This window comes from Absicoccus porci, from assembly GCF_003725415.1.
Classification (GTDB): Bacteria; Bacillota_I; Bacilli_A; order Erysipelotrichales; family Erysipelotrichaceae; genus Absicoccus; species Absicoccus porci.
Map to the genome: position 1 here is coordinate 341,491 of NZ_RJQC01000002.1, position 17,071 is coordinate 358,561.

A 17,071-nucleotide genomic window follows, 5' to 3' on the forward strand; every position below is an offset into this window, starting at 1 on the left:
TAAAAGGATGTATCCAACAAATGCACAATCATTGCGCAACCATCGTATTTGTAAGCGGTAACGAATTGCGTGATTAATTATGCAGACTAACATTTTGCACAGTATTTATGAAATTGTTTAAATTCAACGATGATAAACTCACATATCATTAGTTATAAATAAGTGCAAATTATGCAATTGTGAAATTATGTTCTATTCATAATTGCTTGATTGCAGAAAAGGAGGATGATCATGTTAACAAAACGGCAAGTCGAAATATTCTTACAATTTTGCGAACATGAAAATGAATATCTAAAAGCAAACCACTTTTCTGATGAACTCAATGTAAGCTTACGAACTGTGCAAAATGATTTAAAAGTGATCAAAAAAGAAATGCAGAATGAATCTTCATTTTCAATCGAATCCAAAGTGCCCTTCGGTACTCGACTCGTTGTACACGATCAAAAAAAATTTGATGAATATCTATCCAGCTTAAAAAGCCAAAATGAAGAATCACTCAGTGAAAAGGACGGTCGCATTCACAAATTGCTCAATTATCTAATGAAGCAAAGAAAAAGTGTGCCTCTTTCACAATGTGCAGATTACATTTATGTTTCAAAATCGACTTTAATCAACGATTTAAAAGAAGTCGAACAAATATTGAATAAATTTTCTTTAAAATTGATTCAGTCTGTTGGCTATGTATGGGTGGATGGATTAGAACGAGACCGACGGATGTGTTTGATTGATAACGATAATAACAATTTCAATATTATATCGAGCAATCCCCTTTCTGATATGGAAGGGAATCGCATGGAAAGTATTCGAAAAATATTAATGGATGAATTTCTACATGAGCAATATCCCATTTCAGATGTAGAGTTTCAGAATATTATTATCTGGATCAATATCTCCGTTCTACGTATCAAAGATTTCTTCTATTTAAATGAAGAAGATATCGATAATCAATCCGATTTGGACCTGGAATTAAAGATTGCTAATAAGATTTATACTCGCATTGAAAAGCATTTTCATATCCGCGTCCCTCAACCAGAAATCAATTTTTTGGCTTTATATATTAGCAATCATAGCAATGTCAAAAACATTCATTATATTTCGGATGAAATCAATGACTTCATCTTTGAAGCACTGGAACGTATACGCCAAGTCTATCCAACGGATTTCACACACGATATGAACTTGCGTATGTCACTGGCTCTACATTGTGAACCATTGATATCCCGAGCAAAAAACAACATTCAAATTAAAAATGAAATGCTCGATTATATCAAACAAAGTTTTTCCTATGCCTTTGAAATCGCCACATATTTTTCTTATTTATTAAGTGAACAATTTCAATGTAAGATCAAAGAAAGTGAAACCGCTTTTTTAGCCATTTATTTTAATAAGAGCTTAAATGAACAGCAAAACAGCAATGGTGGCAAAAAAATATGTATTATCACAAATTTACAACGATCCCAATATTTTTTATTGGAACAATTCCTATACGATAAATTCCAAAAATATATTTCAATGATCAAATTTGTGAATACCCATGAATTAGAGACCCTAAATCTAGATAACTACGAATTGTTCTTCTCTACCGAAGACAACCGTGCAACAGAAGTAGGCCTTGCAACTAAGATCAATTTTTTTCCAAATGACAAAGAACTTGAAAAAATCAAAGTCCGGATTGAAGGATTTAAAAACATTGATGATACCCTTTGTTTATTTGATCCTCGCTTATTTGCCATCAAAGACTTTAGCAACAAAAAACAAACACAAGATTGGTTGGTCAATAAAGCGGTTTCATTATATAAAGTAAAAAATCTTTCCGAAGAAATTGAATTACGTGAAGAATTTGGAAGCACGTATTTTGGTAATAAGATTGCCATCCTTCACCCTATGAATGCCAATTTGGAAGATTCTTTCATCGGTGAGATCTTATTGAAAAAGCCTATTGTATGGGATAACGAAGGAAATCATGTACAAGTTGTTTTCTTATTGTGCATTGAAAAAAGCAATCTTGAAGCATTCCGTGCTTGGGATTTCTTATCTCCCGCTTTATTTAATCCCGACTTTATTAAACAAATTTCTTATGTAAATAATTTTGATGAATTTAAGGCACTTTGTGAAAATAAATTAAAATCACAAATCATTAGTAAATCATAGAAAGGAAGATCGTATATGAATTGGATCTTGGTCATTGTTTGTATTGCGGTGGGCATCGGTCTACTATTGCCAATGATACAAAAACGCATTGTCTATAAGAAATTAACAGAATATCTCGACCAAGGAAAATACAAAGAATTTGAACAAGTATTGGATGGATTCTGGTGTACTTTTAGTTATCGCCCTTTTAATCGCGAATTTATGCGTCTGAATGCTTATTTTATGCAAAATGATACAAAAAAAATCAGTCAACAAATCAATGATTTATTTGAAAAAATCAAAATGAATGATGAACAAAGATCATTGGTAGCAAAACGCGCATTCTATTTTTATTTAGAACAAGAGAAATACGAACAAGCTAAAAAAATGCTCGATATCTGTCAGCTACATGACACCAATCAAGTTGAGGTCGAAACGATGCAGCTAATGTATAGTATCTTAGGAGAAAGAAAAAGCGAACATATTCGTGATATCAAAGCTCGCTTGGAGCCTTTAAAAAAAGAAACAGATGCTTATACCAATCCAGCAAAGCGAGTACGTATCGGTGTCTTTGAGTATTTGATTGGTTTACAATATTCTTATTTACATAATAAAAAAGAAAGTAAAAAATATTTGGAGAGTGCTTTAAAGAATTGCAAGGGAACTACCTATGAAGCCCAGATCCAAGCATTATTATAGGAGATAAACCATGGCACTCACATTATCAGAAGATGCAAAAAACGAATTATTAGATGAAATCGATCAAAACTATATCACAAAGGTTTGGGCAACAATCGTATTATGTACGCCGAAAATGCTTGCTTATGCAATCGATCCGAAGCCAAAACGCATTCAATGGATGAATACGTATGCCTATATTGGGTTAACAAATACCCATTTCAATATTGTTACGCTTTCTTCCTTAAATGTGACAGTACCAACGGGTCGTTTTTCCATTCCTTTTCAAGATATCGAACAATTGGATATCCTAAAAAAAGCATTCAAGTACGTGGTAACATTTAAGTTACAAGGCGAATTGGTAAGAATCAATTTTTCATTGACTGCGATTGGTATCAACGTAAAAGACCAACTTAGAAATGTCCAAATGTTAATTGAAAAACTAGAAGAAAAATAACAACACGACCCTCTTTGTTTATTTCAAAGAGGGTCTTTTCTTATCGCGATTTTCCACCCGAAACATTGATTGTCGTTCCGGTAATAAAACTAGCTCGATCACTAGCCAAGAAAAGAACCGTATTGGCAATTTCTTCCAAATGGCCTTCTCTACCCATTAAAGTAGCAGCATGATACGTCGTTCCAATCGCTTCGGGTTGGATATGACGGCAATGACACATCGCATCGATATAGGATGCACTAAATAAGGCAGTCGCTTCCATGGGACCGGGAGCAATGGCAACCACACGGATTCCCTGAGGACTGAGTTCCTTCGCCCAAGATCGCGTCAAGCTTTCAATAGCCGCTTTGGAAGCACTATAAACACTTTGCGCTAAACTTCCTTCTTTGCTGCATTCACTGCTAATATTAAGAATGACACCGTGATGTTGACGCAGCATAGATTTTGCACAGGCTTGTGCACAATGAAAAGCTCCTTTCACATTCACATCCATTGTTTTATCAAATACAGTATCATCTAATTCATATCTGGAATCCGCATCCACCAATAAACGTGGTATCGACACACCGGCATTGTTCACAAGCACATCAATATGACCAAATATTTCCATTACTTGACAGACCATCTGTTCTACTTCATCTTTACTTGTTACATCACAACAAATAAACGTGCAACTTTCCATTTCTTCTGGAGTATGCAAATCAACAATGACCACTTGTGCGCCTTGTTCCATAAATGATTGACACATTCTTTTTCCGATACCAGAAGAACCACCCGTTACGATCACTACTTTATTTTCTAAATCTAACCATTTCTGCATAGCGTCTCCTTTTTTATCAAATCCAAACAAGTACGTGCTGCCTTTTCGATATCCTTACTTTTTGAAAACAAACCACTGCCACCAACAATAAATACATCGGCTCCCGATTGATAGAGTTTTTGATAATATTTTTCATTGCAACAACCATCTACTTCAATTTGATAATGCCAATGATTTTCTTCACGCAATTGGACTGCTTTTTGGATACGATCATATGTTGTTTCGATAAAGGGCTGTCCCGCAAAGCCAGGATCCACACTTAGGATCAATAATCGATCAATCAAATGTCCATAGGGAATAATAACATCCACATTCATTGATGGATTCAAGGAAATCCCAAAACCAACATGTCGCTTTTTCAATTCTCTATGGATATGAAACAATTTCCGATCAATGATTTCTGGTGGCATTGTAATGATATTTGCACCACTTTCACAGCATAAATCAATAAGATCCATATCAATGTTGTCTACATATAAATGTGCTTCCATTGGAACAGAACTGATCGTTCGTATCGCTTTCATGAAACACGGTGCCAATGCCATGTTCTTACAATAATGCCAATCAATGATATCCATATGGAATTCATCAATATAATTTTCTAATATTTGTACCTGAGATGCGATATGAAGTAAATCCATACACATCAAAGAGGCTGATACTTTTATACCCATACATTTCCTCCAATTACACTATAAAAAAGAATGATATTTGTTTCAATTGGTGTCCAAAATGTTGATTATCAATCAATTTTCTCGGTATACTATGATTGATATCGATCATGGAGGTTATTTTATGGTACCAAATGAACGACGACAAAAAATCCTTTCCATTCTGCAAACTCGAGAATATATTTCAATCCACGAGCTCGCAAAACGGCTTTATGTAAGTTTACCTACCGTTCGACGTGATCTATCCTGTATGGAAGCCGATGGCCAAGTACGTCGGACTCATGGTGGTGTTACCTTTATCCATCCGGAAAGTGATATATCTCCTATTGCGTTACGCAATCATGAACATATGGAAGAAAAAGAAGCCATTGGCAAAGAAGCTGTCAAATTATTATCCGATGGTGAATCCTTATTTATTGACTCTAGTAGTACGGCATATTGCTTTGTGAAAGCTATTCCCAAAGATATGCATTTAAATGTTGTAACAAATGGATTATACATTGCCCAATCATTCCATGAGCATCCACATGTCCATGTGGAATTGGTTGGTGGTCAATATGATCCGCATCATGCTTGTCTTATCGGCGCAGAAGCTAGCCACTTTATTCAATCTCGCTTTGCGGATTGGTTTTTTGTATCGGCCAATGCCATGGATACGCACTGCATCACAAGTCAATCCAATATTGATATTGATTTAAAACAATGTATGCATGCCCATGCCCAACAAACCATTCTTTTAATGGATGATTCGAAATTCTTAAATACGTCTTTCTATAAAGTATTCGATTTATATGATATCGATCAATTGATCACAAATCATCTATCCAGCGAAATGGAAGATGCTCTGCTTGAGAATCAAGTTCTCATAAAAAAAGCTGTTCAATGACAGCTATTTATAATCGGCAATTTTACGATGCTTTCCATGAATCGATTCATATTCAATGATTTCACAATTTTTAGGTTTTGGTCGCCATCGAATGCCATTATTTCGATCTTCCATATAACCACGAAGGGCACGAATGATGCCTCCATGACACACGATCAATACATTGTCATAGTCTTTTTGTTCCATTTCCGATAGAAAAGCAGAACTACGAGAAACCAAAGAATCAATTGTTTCCACTGTTTTCGGACTTGGTAACACTTCTGGCAACAACCAAAACAATGTCATTTTCAATCCCATGCCTGTATATTTTTTTAATTCATATCGACCAAATTCCATCTCCATGATCCGCTCATCAATGATCACTTGTTCTTTTGGAACATCACCAATAATGCATGCCGTTTCAATGGCTCGATCTAAAGGAGACGCATAAACTGCATCAAAGTGAATGGGTTCAATTCGTTTTCTTGCTTCTCTTGCTTGCATCCGCCCTGTATCATTTAAAGGCTCATTGGTTCTTCCTTGCATCAAATGTTTTTTATTCAAATTGGTTTGCCCATGTCGTGTGATCCATATTTTCATATACATTATTCTATCATATAAAAAAGGGAAGCCATCAAAAGAACTTCCCTTAGACAGAAGAGTATATTGAAATATATTTATTATGCTTGTGCTACATCTTTAGTGATCACAAAATTGTAATTTAAGCTCAATTTTTATTTATCATTTGATATTTTCATCCATATTCACAAAGCATCGCATCGCAGATTCTACATCTTTTTCCATGGCAATACGTCCAACTTTGGCAGCATCACTAAACATCTTATATGGGCCTTGTTTCGATACGGCATCGCCACCGGCTTTATCCATATAGGTATAGTAGTTAATCTTGCGAACTCCATTGGCAATGACTTTCTTATAGTCTTCATGGGATACCCCACTGCCGCCATGCATCACAATTGGCACACCGGTTTGTTCACTGAGTTCTTTGACCAATGCAAAATCTAGATTTGGTTCGGCAAAATATTCGCCGTGTACGGTTCCAAAAGAAGCAGCCAAACAATCCACTCCGGTTTTTTCAACAAAATCCTTAGCTTCGGCTGGATCGGTATACATGCTACGATCCGATTTACGATTTTCGGTAATTCCTTCATTATTTAAGGTGATTCCTGCCATTTTGCCAATTTCTGCTTCAATGGTTACTCCATATTTCTTGGCAAGCGCCACTGCTTTTTGAGTCATCTTAACATTTTCTTCATATGGCAAAGAAGAACCATCAAACATCATGGAAGTAAATCCTAATTTCAAAGCTTTTTCAATATAGTCCAGATCTACACCATGATCCAAGTGGACGACAACAGGTACTTTTGCGCGTTTGGCCATCAAAACCATGACAGGGCCCATCTCTTCGAGATAGGCAATATCATTTTCTTCGTGGGTCTGGGCAAATGCTAAAATGGTTGGCATATTCAGTTTTTCAGCTGCTTCTAAAATAGCTTGAATATGCTCAAAATTAACTACATTGAATGCACCAATCGCAATCTTCTTTTCATTTGCGATTTGAAATACTTCATTTAAATCCGCTAACATGGTTCCTCCTATTTTGAAAATTCAATCAATACTTTGTATGACTCTGGACTTGCAGCATATTCTAGAGCTTCAACAATATCTTCCGGTTTATATACACGTGAAATTAAAGGTCGCACATCAATGATTGATTTACAAATACAATTCAAGGCACGACGATAAGTTTCTCTTGTTCCATTCTGAGTACCTGTTACATAAATTTCGTTTGAATGAATGCGTCCAGCATTCACTAAGATAGGATCATTTGGATGAATAGAACTAAACATATTGCAGGAACCTGTTTTTGCAGTCATCTCAATGGCTTGGGCTGCTACAGCAGGAATAGCTGTGGTATTAAAGACAACATTAGCTCCACGTCCATGGGTTAGTTTTTTGATTTGTTCTACGGCATCCGCTTCCATTGGATTGATCGTTACATCGGCACCCAATTGACGAGCAAAAGCTGCACGTTCTGGATTGACTTCACTCACAATTACCCGTGCTCCTTGTTGTTTGGCACATAATACATGTAACAATCCCATGGCACCACTACCAAGAACAACGACATCATCGCCCATTTTAATAGGTGTACGCTGGATACTATTGATGACACAGGCTAATGGTTCTGTTAATGCTGCAATATCCGATGGAGTTTCTTTTGGATATATGTATATATGGCTTGCTTTTACTACAACATATTCTGAAAATCCGAAGAAACCAGAATATCCATTTGAATTAAAATAAGCGGGCCCTTTGGTGAATTCGTCACAAATATTTTCATTACCAAACTTACAATCGTCACAAATGCCACATTCATCCGTAGTGTCATTAATCACATGGTCGCCAACATGAATTAGATTCTCATTTACATTAGGTCCTAACTTTTCAACAACTGCTGAATATTCGTGTCCACCGATATGTGGATATGAAAAATTATTATCTCCATTATAATCCCTGACATCATTGACACAAATAGATGCAGTCAATACGCGTAACAATACTTCACCATCTTTTGGCTCCGGAACAGGAATATCTTTAATGTTATATGTATGTGGCGCTTCTAAAATACACGCTTTCATTTTTATTAAATATCTCCTTTTATAGAAAAAGAAAGCTATCAAGCTTCCTCAAATTTTATTCTCTTCGTCATCTTTTACTTCATCAAAATTAAACTTTGCGACTTGTTGTTGACCAATTTGCACAGCAATATCGGCTAGTTTTTCAACGGTCATACCTTCTTCTTGTCGAGCTACAGCAATCTCAATAAGCATGCCCATATTGGTTCCACCAACAACTTGCATGTTTTTCTTTTCATTAGCAATTTGAGCACTTAATTGAAAAGGCACACCACCAACTAAATCAGATAACACTATGATAGAATCACAATAGCTTAGAAATTCAACCGTTGCCAATAGATGGTCATAAAAAACCTCCGGGGCATCCTGAATATGAAAATCAACAGTTACGCAATTATCTAAATTACCAATGAACCATTCTGCGCTTGAAGTTAATCCAGAAGCAAAATTTCCATGTCCAGTAATAATCATTCCTATCATAAGTATCCTCCATTTATGAATATTATCTTACTTAATATTCCACTTTGCAATTTGCTTAGTTTTATTAATTATTTTTATTCGTCTAATTCAGGTTCCACTAGGATTTTATAGAAGAACTCTGTATGATCTGCCATGATACGAATGCCATCATAAACTTTAGACAGAGGTAATCTAGATGAAATAATTGGTTTAGCAACAATCTTTCCATCTCGTAGTGCTTCTAATGAAATATCCCACGCATTATGAGGGGTATTTTTCATTTCGAAAGCCCATGTTCCTTTAATCGTAATTTGACGTCTTAAAATCTTTTCAAAAGTATCTACTTGGATTTGAAGAGGTTTTATAGGGCGACCTACTAGCCCTAGTTTACCATTATGCTTCAATAATGATATAGCTTCATTAAATACAAATTCAGATCCACTCGCTTCAAAAACAGAATCGACTCCCTGCTTGTTGGTTTTCTCAAAGATAATCTTTTTAGGATCAACTTCCTTTGAACAAATCGCATCCGTCAATCCAATTTTTTTAGCAATTGCTACCTTTTTTGAATCTAGATCAATCGCAAATACATGATTAGCCCCCATCGCTTTGGCCCATTGTGCAATAAAGATTCCAATTGCGCCTAATCCATATATAGCAACATCATCACCATAATCTATGCCGATATTAGATGCTACATGTTGAGCTACCGTAATCGGTTCTAACATAGCAGCACATTCAAAATCTACCCCATCTGGCACTAAAACTAAATTATCTTTAGGAACTCGACAATATTCCGCAAAACCACCATCATTTCGAGATCCTAAATAATCATAATTTGCGCACAATTGAAAGTTTCCAATTTCACATTGATTGCATTCATGGCAAGGGATTAATGGAATCACCGCAACATTTCTATTTAACCATTTTGAATCTACATTTTTCCCAATTTTTACGATCTGACCGCCAAATTCATGGCCTGGAATCGTTGGAAAATGGTATGTTCCCGTTTTTAGCACCCGAGGAACGTCTGATCCACAAATTCCACATGCCTTTACTTTAACTAATACATCATCATTCCCGATAGTGGGTATTTCAACATCTTCATATCTTAAATCATCAATACCATGTAAAACACTAGCTTTCATCATTTTATTTTTATTATCCTACTCTAAGTTTGCATGTTTTTTCCACAACAAATGTAAATCTTTTATATCTTTTTTTTGAACGATTTTCATAGCAACCATGTCACCCAAAAGCAGCAAACTCTGTTCAAATAAGCTACTCATTATTTGATCCGAATGTATTTCATCCTTTAAATATAGTTTAGTTTGACATGGAATGCGCACAAACAAATCTTCATATGGTTTCATTGAACTTTCACTATTAGAGCCAATATGAATCGTTTGAGCTCCATATTTCTTCGCTAATTTAATTATTGATAGTGGAAAAATACTTTCTCCGGACCCAGATCCAACAATTAATATATCATCGAAAGTGATAGCTGGTTCATTAATTTCACCAACATAATAGGCATCAATTCCTAAATGATTCAATCGTTTTTCCCATGCTTGCAGCATCAGTAGTACACGTCCGACACCAACAAAAAACACTTTTTTCGCCCCGCAAATCATTTCCACCATCTGATCAACTTGAGAATTATCAATAGTGTCAAATACCTTATTTAATTCATCAAGCACTATATCTTTATTTGAATCCAATATCTACTCCTTATCAAACAATGCATAGAAATCATCTTCATATAGTTTTACATTGGGTTTTATCATTTTATTAATTTGGCTAATTGCCATGGAAAATAGACCAAGTAAAAATTTTTTATCTTTTGTTCCATATGCATTGATAACTTCATTCATCTTTATATTTAACGCATTAATTTGTTTTCTATATTTACTTACATATGAATGGCCAAGAAAATTCTTTTCTTTACCAAAAATTTCGCTTTGGTGCTCATTTATAAACTGTGTAAAATCATATTTATACTTGACCATTTTAATTCTCCTACTCTTTATCTAGTTTTGCGCTATACATTGCTTTACATATAGTAATTTCATGGTCATGAATTTGATCAAAAAGCTTCAACATATCCTGTATGCCTGCGGTATGTGTAATTAAATCATCTACTTTTAACTTTCCATTTTGAATCATTTCTACCGTATATTTCCACTCATTGATTGGTGTATTTGAATAAGCTGAATTCCAGATACCATACATATTCAATTCCTTTCGTAATAATGTAGAATGATTTTGTAGTTTGATCGTGGTATCGTTTGATGGATTTCCCATCCAAACCACGTTTCCTCCATATCTTACAATTTGTAAAGCATCGTTGATTCCTCCAGAAGATCCTGTTCCTTCAATCACGACATCGGCCCCACGACCATTTGTCAAATGATCAATAATCTGCTTAGCATCTTCCTTCAGCGAATTGATCACTGTCAATCCTCTTTCTTTTGCGAAAGCTTCTTTTTCTTCATTAATTTCGGTCAAAACAACCTGGCTAGCTCCAAAAAGTTTAGCCCAGCGTGCAATCAAAATGCCAATTGGCCCTGCACCTAAAACAACAACCGTTTGGCCTGCAGTAACACGACCTTTACGAATTGCATGCTGTGCAACACAAGCCGGTTCAGTGATTGCCAAATGTTCAAGATTTGCATCATCATTCGCTAATACCAAATGCCATCTAGATGGAATTAAACAATACTGTGCAAAACCACCATTATTTCTAGATCCTAAATATCCATAATTCTGACATTGATTATAATTTCCAATCTCGCAAGAATCACATTTTTTACATGGGATCAATGGAAAAACAGCTGCTTTTCTTCCAACCAGATCTTTATCTTTTTTATCACCAACAGCAACTACTTCACCTGCAAATTCATGGCCTAAAACAACAGGATTGACACGAGTACCTAATTTATATACACGAGGAATATCCGAACCACAAATTCCACAAGCTCCAACTTTTAAGAGAATTTCTTCTCCTTTCGGTTCTGGAACCGGTAAATCTACTAATCGAAAATCATTGACTGCATATAAACTCAATGCTTTCATTTATTCACACTTTCCATTTACTTTAACAATCCATTCACATCAATCGCGGCTGCAGTCGCAACGATTTGAATATATACACGAATTCCTTTTTCATCAAAATACTTAAAGCATTCTCTTTCTTCTTCAGAAGCTGAAATATTTTTATATAGCTTTTCACGTCCTTGCTTCATTCCCATTCCACCAACATTGATTTCATTAATATCTAAACCTGCATCAACTAAAGGTTTCAAGCTCAATGGTGTTTTCGCTAAAATAAACGTTGGAACTTTAAGTCCTTCTTTCACCTTAGTAATTGCATCATCTTCCGTTAATGCTATTACTTTTACACCTTTCGGTGCAGCATTTTGTAATACAAAAAGCATAAAATCATCTTTTGCCACTTTATTATCAACAACGATAATCTGCTTAGCGGGCATGATTTTCATCCACGATGTCATGACTTGTCCATGAATCAAACGATCATCAATACGTACAAACAATAAATTTTTTTCCATATTTATTCCCCCTCGTAAGTGTATTTCACTAAGTCTATGCTGTCTGGTGCAGCATCTATCAAACATTGAGCTAATTCATCAAGAGTAGTATCTTCATTTCGATTCAAATTTGCCGTTAATGCCAATGGTAAATTCATACCAACAACAATATAAATATGCTTCTTTTGACATAACATTAAACTTTGATTAAATGGTGTTCCTCCTCTTAAATCTGCTAACACCAGAACTCCATCTCCTGTATCCATTCTATTGACAGCTTTTTCTAATCGCTTACCATAGGATGAAGGATCATCTTCTGGCATTAGTGATACTACTTCTGTTTGGATCATTTCTCCAGATATCATTTCTGTACTATTACGCAATCCTTCTGGAAATTTACCATGTCCAGCAAATACTAATCCTATCACAAATCAACCACTTCCAATTCTGTTTTATATTTACGATAATTTTCCTCAAAAGTATCCAATCCAGTAATGATACTTGAAGTCCCAACAACAAATACATTAGCTCCTGCTTGTCTCATTGCTTTGGCATTTACCATGGTCGTATTACCATCTACCACAATATCTGCATTTTCTTTTCCATTTTCATCTAATAATTTTCGAGTCCGTTCAATTTTTTCGAGTGCTGACGGAACCATTTTCTGCCCGGCAAAACCCGGATTTACTGTCATTAACGTTACATAATCTATCAAATCAATACATTCTTCCAAATATCCTAATGGTGTTCCAGGATTTAATACCAAACCAGCACTACAACCATGTTCATGTATGGATTGCAGCAATTTGTATGGTTGATATGTCGTTTCTGGATGAAAAGAAATTTTGTCTCCCTCCATAATGTGATACATATCAATAAACTTTTCTGGATTAGTACACATAAAATGCATATCCACTGGTAAATCACTTAATCGCTTTACATCATTATATGTTGTAACTCCCAACATCACGTTATCAACAAAGTGCCCATCCATTACATCAAAGTGGATACTATCTAATTTCACTTTTGCAAATAAATCAAGATATGGCTTAAATTCTTCTACCTTGCAGCACATGATTGATGGAGAAATTTTCACTTCTTTCACTCTAATCCTCCTTTAAATAATCAAGCTATGACATTCATTTGAGGTAATATCATAGCTTAATTAATTCTTTTATGTTTATGCCGCCGATAAAATTCCTAAATATGAACAAACAATACCAAATATAAAGATGATTAAAATAATTAAAGTAGGATTCATTTTCTTATTTACCATACGCCATACCAGCAAAGTAATGATTAATGGAATAGCACCAGGCAACAAGGTGTCAAACATATCCTGAACAACAACCTTTACTTCTCCGGATCTGAAAGTTAGCGGACATTTAACAGCAACACGAGAATAAGCCATATTTCCGACAACAACGAGACCGATGATACTAAAGGCTTCAGTAATTTTATCCAAGGTTCCAGATTGTAACAATGAAACAATTGCTTGTTTTCCTTGTTTGTAACCCATCATGAAACAGTTATATCCAAAGAAAATCATCAATGCTTTATAAACAATTTCAAACAGCAACGGTCCTGCAATATTTCCTTGTAATGCAAATTGACAGCAAATACCTGCTAAAATTGGATAAACAACAGCTTGAGAAACTGTATCACCAATACCTGCCATAGGTCCCATCAAACCAGTACGTAGAGAAATAATATCTTCATCTTCAATAGCTGCACCATTGGCTTTCTGCTCCTCCATTGAAATCGTAATTCCATGAATAACAGTACCAATCCAAGAAGGTTCAGTATTAAAGAATTCCATGTATTTCTTTAACGCTGCAACTTGTTCTTCTTTGGTGTCATATAGTTTTGTGACTACAGACATCATCTGGTTCGTCTGCCCCAAAGCCTGCAATCGTTCGTAGTTATAACAAGTTTCACTTGAATAGGACAATACCCAAGCCTTAACTAAATCCTTATGTGTCAAATGATGTTCTGCCATAATTATTCTGCCTCCTCTGTATCATTTTGGAAGTAATACATAACTGCAGCAACGCATGATGCGAAGACGAAACAAGCCATCGTATCCAATTTGAAGTACACGGTTAAGAAGAAGCCCAAGAAGAAGAAACCAATAAGTTTTTTCTTTCCAATGTAGTTCAATAACATACCAATACCTAAAGCTGGCATAATGGATGCAACTAAGTTTAAAGCATTCGCTAAGCTCTTAGGGATTGAAGCAATCATATTTTGTGACCAGGTTGCTCCATAAACAATCATCAAGAATACTGGTAAACCGTACAATAGCAAGGACAAGATTCCAGATGGCAAATAATTCATCAGGCGTACACCTTTTAAGTTACCTTCTTCCAAATATTTATCAGCACGATGTACCCAAAATGCATTGATTGTCATATACGCTGTATTCTGTACAATACCTATTAACGATAATGCTGCTGCAAATGTAACAGCCATTCGCGGATCTGCCTTTGAAATAATCGTCAGAGCAGTTCCATAAATACCTGCAACCATCAAGTTTCCAGGCATAGATCCTCCTGCTGTGATCCATCCTAAATAAGTCAATTGAATATATGCTGCTGCTTTCATGCCTAAGATTGGTTGTCCCATGAACACTCCAACTAAGAAACCAGACCATAATGGATATAACCAAGTTCTTGTAATCAAATGGTTGAACCACCATTGACTACCTGTTGCCAGCAATGCCACTAAAATTGCTGATAAAATCATAAATTTCTGTCTCCTTTTCTGTTATTATGTATACAGGGAGAAATAAAATTCTTATTCGACAATCATCAAGTACTTGCTAACCTTTCTTAATGATTGTATATACCTAATTTTGTTTCCTCCCTTCTTTAGAATTCTTTTCTCCGATCTACGTTTATATCATAATGAATCATTTCCATCTTTGGAATACGATTTCATTCAATTCTTTTTCATATTTTTGTCATATTTTCTGATTTTTGAAAACCTTTACAAAATATTCCGTCAATGATATAGATGATATATGTGATTCAATCCGTCATTTCAGACATATATACTATATTTTTAAAAGCCTGTTACTATTCTCAAAATAGAAATTTTAATTGTTTTATTATATATTATGTATAACAATCATAAATTGAATTGCATAATTGAAAACGGCCTATTTATTCTATTATGCAGTATTTATTCAACACATCACATTGGATTTAATCCTAGAAAAGGAGTTTTCATGTCTTTGATGTTAAATACAGATTTATATCGTGAATTGTCTGATTCCGAAAAAAAAGTTATTGACTATATTGAAACTCACGAAAATAAAGTTGAATCATTCTCAATTACAATGATTGCCAACCGTACTTTTACATCAACGGCAACCGTCTCTCGTGCGATTAAGAAAATGGGATTTTCTGGTGGGATTTCTGAATTACGCTATAGTATATCAATCAATAAATCTCCCTCAGAAGATGATCATGAAAAGAAAAACGAAGATATTGGTAACGTCAACCAGATACTAGCCAAATCATACCGTGAATGCATGTATACCATAGACAATATTGTAATAACAGATATATTAAAAGTTATTGATTTTATAAAATCAGCAAATCGTATTATCTTGTGTGCTCTTGGATCATCCGCCATGGTTGCGCAAGAATTTCAAGAACAACTCTTAATGCTTGGATACACCCCGATCCTTATGGCTGACGAAGTTTGGTTAAAACGCAGTAATCTAGTAAAACAAAACGATTTAGTATTTATCATCACCACTTTAAATACTAGACCAGTTTTATTTGACATGGCCAATCGCGCTAAACATACAGGAACAAAAGTGGTTACATGTGTTTGTAAGGAAGGCACAAGTTTACAGGGCATATCTGATATCACAATAATTGGGCATACAGAAAACATTGTAAATACATCTATCATGTCACAAACTTCTCGACTGTCTTTAATGATAATTACACGTACAATCACAGAATATCTTGCATTATATGAATAAAAAATCAGCTCTACCGACCATTTAATATGAAGAATCTCACATTAAACAGGGATAGAACTGATTTTTATAAATGATTCTTATAGTAATACATTTTAAATACTCTATAGCTAAAATAAAATGATATTAAAGCAGCTAAATAAGTACCAAAAATGGCTATTCTTGAAGATGCAATATCCTTTGAAATAAAAGAATTGATAATCAATAATATTCCAATAACGATAAAAAATATCATTTTGACAATCAAGGAAGAATTCTTCTCTTCTATATCCTTTTCATCGAAATCATACTTTTTCGTATGATTTTTTTTCATATTATAATTTTCTATTTGCACAGAATTTTTTAACACACTTCGATATTCATATTCCAAAAATATAAATAAAATACATGGTACAACAATAGAAATCAATAAATTCGGAACAATTGTAAAATAAATTAACAATCCAATAACAAAAACAAGATAATATCGAAGTTGTAAAGTTTGAAACAATCCTTCCTGATTTTCTTTAATTTGATAAGCACGCTTTTCTTTTGGCACATAGTAAATAGCTCTTCCTCGTGCATCTCTATATATATTTTTCCCGCTTAGTTTATATTTTTGATTCTTCATTCTATTCACCTTTTTCAGCACAATTATATCTAATTTTTTAGTCTATGTAAGCGTTTGTAAATGAAAACATTTACAACTTCCATATAAAAAATACATTTTATAAAATCCTTTTCATAATACTTCCACCTTCTTTATTTTCAAGATTTTTTTATGTTATAACGCAACCAGAAGGAGGCTTC

The 17,071-nt window shown here is 34.6% G+C and carries 21 protein-coding genes; 5 read left to right on the forward strand and 16 right to left on the reverse strand.

Annotated features, from left to right (window positions below):
* The first annotated feature begins 231 nt into the window (after positions 1 to 231).
* Genes EDX97_RS06475 through EDX97_RS06485 form a run of 3 tightly spaced genes read left to right on the forward strand, consistent with a single transcriptional unit; the run spans position 232 to position 3,265 of the window.
* On the forward strand, positions 232 to 2,151 hold the full coding sequence (locus EDX97_RS06475) for a BglG family transcription antiterminator (RefSeq protein ID WP_128520348.1): 1,920 nt from the start codon (positions 232 to 234) through the stop codon (positions 2,149 to 2,151).
* Positions 2,152 to 2,166: 15 nt separating this feature from the next.
* Positions 2,167 to 2,829, forward strand: a complete 663-nt coding sequence (locus EDX97_RS06480) for a hypothetical protein (RefSeq protein WP_128520349.1) — start codon at positions 2,167 to 2,169, stop codon at positions 2,827 to 2,829.
* Positions 2,830 to 2,839: 10 nt separating this feature from the next.
* Positions 2,840 to 3,265 carry a hypothetical protein gene (locus tag EDX97_RS06485; RefSeq protein WP_128520350.1) on the forward strand — a complete coding sequence of 142 codons (426 nt, stop codon included), beginning with the start codon at positions 2,840 to 2,842 and terminating at the stop codon, positions 3,263 to 3,265.
* Positions 3,266 to 3,305: 40 nt separating this feature from the next.
* Here EDX97_RS06485 and EDX97_RS06490 read toward each other — a convergent pair whose 3' ends face one another.
* Positions 3,306 to 4,085, reverse strand: a complete 780-nt coding sequence (locus EDX97_RS06490; RefSeq protein ID WP_128520351.1) for a sorbitol-6-phosphate dehydrogenase subunit — start codon at positions 4,083 to 4,085, stop codon at positions 3,306 to 3,308.
* The gene (locus EDX97_RS06495; protein WP_128520352.1) at positions 4,070 to 4,759 is read right to left on the reverse strand and encodes a beta/alpha barrel domain-containing protein; all 690 of its coding nucleotides are present in this window, start codon (positions 4,757 to 4,759) and stop codon (positions 4,070 to 4,072) included. Before EDX97_RS06495 ends, EDX97_RS06490 begins: the two co-directional genes overlap by 16 nt.
* 121 nt (positions 4,760 to 4,880) lie before the next feature.
* Here EDX97_RS06495 and EDX97_RS06500 point away from each other — a divergent pair, with 121 nt between their 5' ends.
* Positions 4,881 to 5,642 carry a DeoR/GlpR family DNA-binding transcription regulator gene (locus EDX97_RS06500; RefSeq protein ID WP_183164298.1) on the forward strand — a complete coding sequence of 254 codons (762 nt, stop codon included), beginning with the start codon at positions 4,881 to 4,883 and terminating at the stop codon, positions 5,640 to 5,642.
* A 3-nt stretch (positions 5,643 to 5,645) separates the two neighbouring features.
* Here EDX97_RS06500 and EDX97_RS06505 read toward each other — a convergent pair whose 3' ends face one another.
* From EDX97_RS06505 to EDX97_RS06565, 13 genes are all read right to left on the reverse strand, one after another.
* Positions 5,646 to 6,221 (reverse strand): histidine phosphatase family protein, encoded by a 576-nt coding sequence (locus EDX97_RS06505; protein ID WP_128520354.1) that lies wholly within the window; start codon positions 6,219 to 6,221, stop codon positions 5,646 to 5,648.
* Positions 6,222 to 6,362: 141 nt separating this feature from the next.
* Positions 6,363 to 7,229: a class II fructose-bisphosphate aldolase gene (locus EDX97_RS06510; RefSeq protein ID WP_128520355.1), complete on the reverse strand. Its 867-nt coding sequence runs from the start codon at positions 7,227 to 7,229 to the stop codon at positions 6,363 to 6,365.
* Between the two features lie 8 nt (positions 7,230 to 7,237).
* The gene (locus tag EDX97_RS06515) at positions 7,238 to 8,284 is read right to left on the reverse strand and encodes a zinc-dependent alcohol dehydrogenase (RefSeq protein ID WP_128520356.1); all 1,047 of its coding nucleotides are present in this window, start codon (positions 8,282 to 8,284) and stop codon (positions 7,238 to 7,240) included.
* Positions 8,285 to 8,332: 48 nt separating this feature from the next.
* The gene (locus EDX97_RS06520) at positions 8,333 to 8,761 is read right to left on the reverse strand and encodes a PTS sugar transporter subunit IIA domain-containing protein (RefSeq protein WP_128520357.1); all 429 of its coding nucleotides are present in this window, start codon (positions 8,759 to 8,761) and stop codon (positions 8,333 to 8,335) included.
* Between the two features lie 74 nt (positions 8,762 to 8,835).
* Positions 8,836 to 9,891, reverse strand: coding sequence for a galactitol-1-phosphate 5-dehydrogenase (locus EDX97_RS06525; RefSeq protein WP_183164299.1), 1,056 nt, complete (start codon positions 9,889 to 9,891; stop codon positions 8,836 to 8,838).
* A gap of 15 nt (positions 9,892 to 9,906) precedes the next feature.
* The gene (locus EDX97_RS06530) at positions 9,907 to 10,461 is read right to left on the reverse strand and encodes a phosphoheptose isomerase family protein (RefSeq protein ID WP_245978014.1); all 555 of its coding nucleotides are present in this window, start codon (positions 10,459 to 10,461) and stop codon (positions 9,907 to 9,909) included.
* A gap of 3 nt (positions 10,462 to 10,464) precedes the next feature.
* The gene (locus EDX97_RS06535) at positions 10,465 to 10,749 is read right to left on the reverse strand and encodes a hypothetical protein (protein WP_128520359.1); all 285 of its coding nucleotides are present in this window, start codon (positions 10,747 to 10,749) and stop codon (positions 10,465 to 10,467) included.
* Between the two features lie 10 nt (positions 10,750 to 10,759).
* The gene (locus EDX97_RS06540) at positions 10,760 to 11,815 is read right to left on the reverse strand and encodes a galactitol-1-phosphate 5-dehydrogenase (protein ID WP_128520360.1); all 1,056 of its coding nucleotides are present in this window, start codon (positions 11,813 to 11,815) and stop codon (positions 10,760 to 10,762) included.
* Positions 11,816 to 11,832: 17 nt separating this feature from the next.
* A complete protein-coding gene (locus EDX97_RS06545) occupies positions 11,833 to 12,309 on the reverse strand; it encodes a PTS sugar transporter subunit IIB (protein ID WP_128520361.1) in 477 nt (158 codons plus the stop codon).
* A gap of 2 nt (positions 12,310 to 12,311) precedes the next feature.
* Entirely contained in the window at positions 12,312 to 12,716 is a 405-nt protein-coding gene (locus EDX97_RS06550) for a PTS sugar transporter subunit IIA (protein ID WP_128520362.1), read from the reverse strand.
* Entirely contained in the window at positions 12,713 to 13,393 is a 681-nt protein-coding gene (locus tag EDX97_RS06555) for a ribulose-phosphate 3-epimerase (RefSeq protein WP_245978016.1), read from the reverse strand. The genes EDX97_RS06550 and EDX97_RS06555 overlap by 4 nt, the downstream gene beginning before the upstream one ends.
* A gap of 75 nt (positions 13,394 to 13,468) precedes the next feature.
* Positions 13,469 to 14,287: a PTS system mannose/fructose/sorbose family transporter subunit IID gene (locus tag EDX97_RS06560; RefSeq protein WP_128520363.1), complete on the reverse strand. Its 819-nt coding sequence runs from the start codon at positions 14,285 to 14,287 to the stop codon at positions 13,469 to 13,471.
* A gap of 2 nt (positions 14,288 to 14,289) precedes the next feature.
* Complete coding sequence (locus EDX97_RS06565; RefSeq protein WP_128520364.1) at positions 14,290 to 15,033, reverse strand: PTS mannose/fructose/sorbose/N-acetylgalactosamine transporter subunit IIC; 744 nt, start codon at positions 15,031 to 15,033, stop codon at positions 14,290 to 14,292.
* Positions 15,034 to 15,517: 484 nt separating this feature from the next.
* Here EDX97_RS06565 and EDX97_RS06570 point away from each other — a divergent pair, with 484 nt between their 5' ends.
* The gene (locus EDX97_RS06570; RefSeq protein ID WP_183164300.1) at positions 15,518 to 16,285 is read left to right on the forward strand and encodes a MurR/RpiR family transcriptional regulator; all 768 of its coding nucleotides are present in this window, start codon (positions 15,518 to 15,520) and stop codon (positions 16,283 to 16,285) included.
* A gap of 64 nt (positions 16,286 to 16,349) precedes the next feature.
* Here the strand turns inward: EDX97_RS06570 and EDX97_RS06575 are convergent, their stop codons facing one another.
* Positions 16,350 to 16,892 carry a hypothetical protein gene (locus EDX97_RS06575; RefSeq protein ID WP_128520366.1) on the reverse strand — a complete coding sequence of 181 codons (543 nt, stop codon included), beginning with the start codon at positions 16,890 to 16,892 and terminating at the stop codon, positions 16,350 to 16,352.
* Positions 16,893 to 17,071: the final 179 nt, after the last annotated feature.

Bases quoted from the DNA above. Each gene is read 5' to 3' on its own strand.
- EDX97_RS06480 (WP_128520349.1), top strand. From the start codon at position 2,167: ATGAATTGGATCTTGGTCATTGTTTGTATTGCGGTGGGCATCGGTCTA.
- EDX97_RS06505 (WP_128520354.1), bottom strand. From the start codon at position 6,221: ATGAAAATATGGATCACACGACATGGGCAAACCAATTTGAATAAAAAA.
- EDX97_RS06565 (WP_128520364.1), bottom strand. From the start codon at position 15,033: ATGATTTTATCAGCAATTTTAGTGGCATTGCTGGCAACAGGTAGTCAA.
- EDX97_RS06490 (WP_128520351.1), bottom strand. From the start codon at position 4,085: ATGCAGAAATGGTTAGATTTAGAAAATAAAGTAGTGATCGTAACGGGT.
- EDX97_RS06545 (WP_128520361.1), bottom strand. From the start codon at position 12,309: ATGGAAAAAAATTTATTGTTTGTACGTATTGATGATCGTTTGATTCAT.
- EDX97_RS06525 (WP_183164299.1), bottom strand. From the start codon at position 9,891: ATGATGAAAGCTAGTGTTTTACATGGTATTGATGATTTAAGATATGAA.
- EDX97_RS06485 (WP_128520350.1), top strand. From the start codon at position 2,840: ATGGCACTCACATTATCAGAAGATGCAAAAAACGAATTATTAGATGAA.
- EDX97_RS06520 (WP_128520357.1), bottom strand. From the start codon at position 8,761: ATGATAGGAATGATTATTACTGGACATGGAAATTTTGCTTCTGGATTA.
- EDX97_RS06510 (WP_128520355.1), bottom strand. From the start codon at position 7,229: ATGTTAGCGGATTTAAATGAAGTATTTCAAATCGCAAATGAAAAGAAG.
- EDX97_RS06500 (WP_183164298.1), top strand. From the start codon at position 4,881: ATGGTACCAAATGAACGACGACAAAAAATCCTTTCCATTCTGCAAACT.
- EDX97_RS06535 (WP_128520359.1), bottom strand. From the start codon at position 10,749: ATGGTCAAGTATAAATATGATTTTACACAGTTTATAAATGAGCACCAA.
- EDX97_RS06515 (WP_128520356.1), bottom strand. From the start codon at position 8,284: ATGAAAGCGTGTATTTTAGAAGCGCCACATACATATAACATTAAAGAT.
- EDX97_RS06570 (WP_183164300.1), top strand. From the start codon at position 15,518: ATGTCTTTGATGTTAAATACAGATTTATATCGTGAATTGTCTGATTCC.
- EDX97_RS06575 (WP_128520366.1), bottom strand. From the start codon at position 16,892: ATGAAGAATCAAAAATATAAACTAAGCGGGAAAAATATATATAGAGAT.
- EDX97_RS06560 (WP_128520363.1), bottom strand. From the start codon at position 14,287: ATGGCAGAACATCATTTGACACATAAGGATTTAGTTAAGGCTTGGGTA.
- EDX97_RS06475 (WP_128520348.1), top strand. From the start codon at position 232: ATGTTAACAAAACGGCAAGTCGAAATATTCTTACAATTTTGCGAACAT.
- EDX97_RS06540 (WP_128520360.1), bottom strand. From the start codon at position 11,815: ATGAAAGCATTGAGTTTATATGCAGTCAATGATTTTCGATTAGTAGAT.
- EDX97_RS06495 (WP_128520352.1), bottom strand. From the start codon at position 4,759: ATGGGTATAAAAGTATCAGCCTCTTTGATGTGTATGGATTTACTTCAT.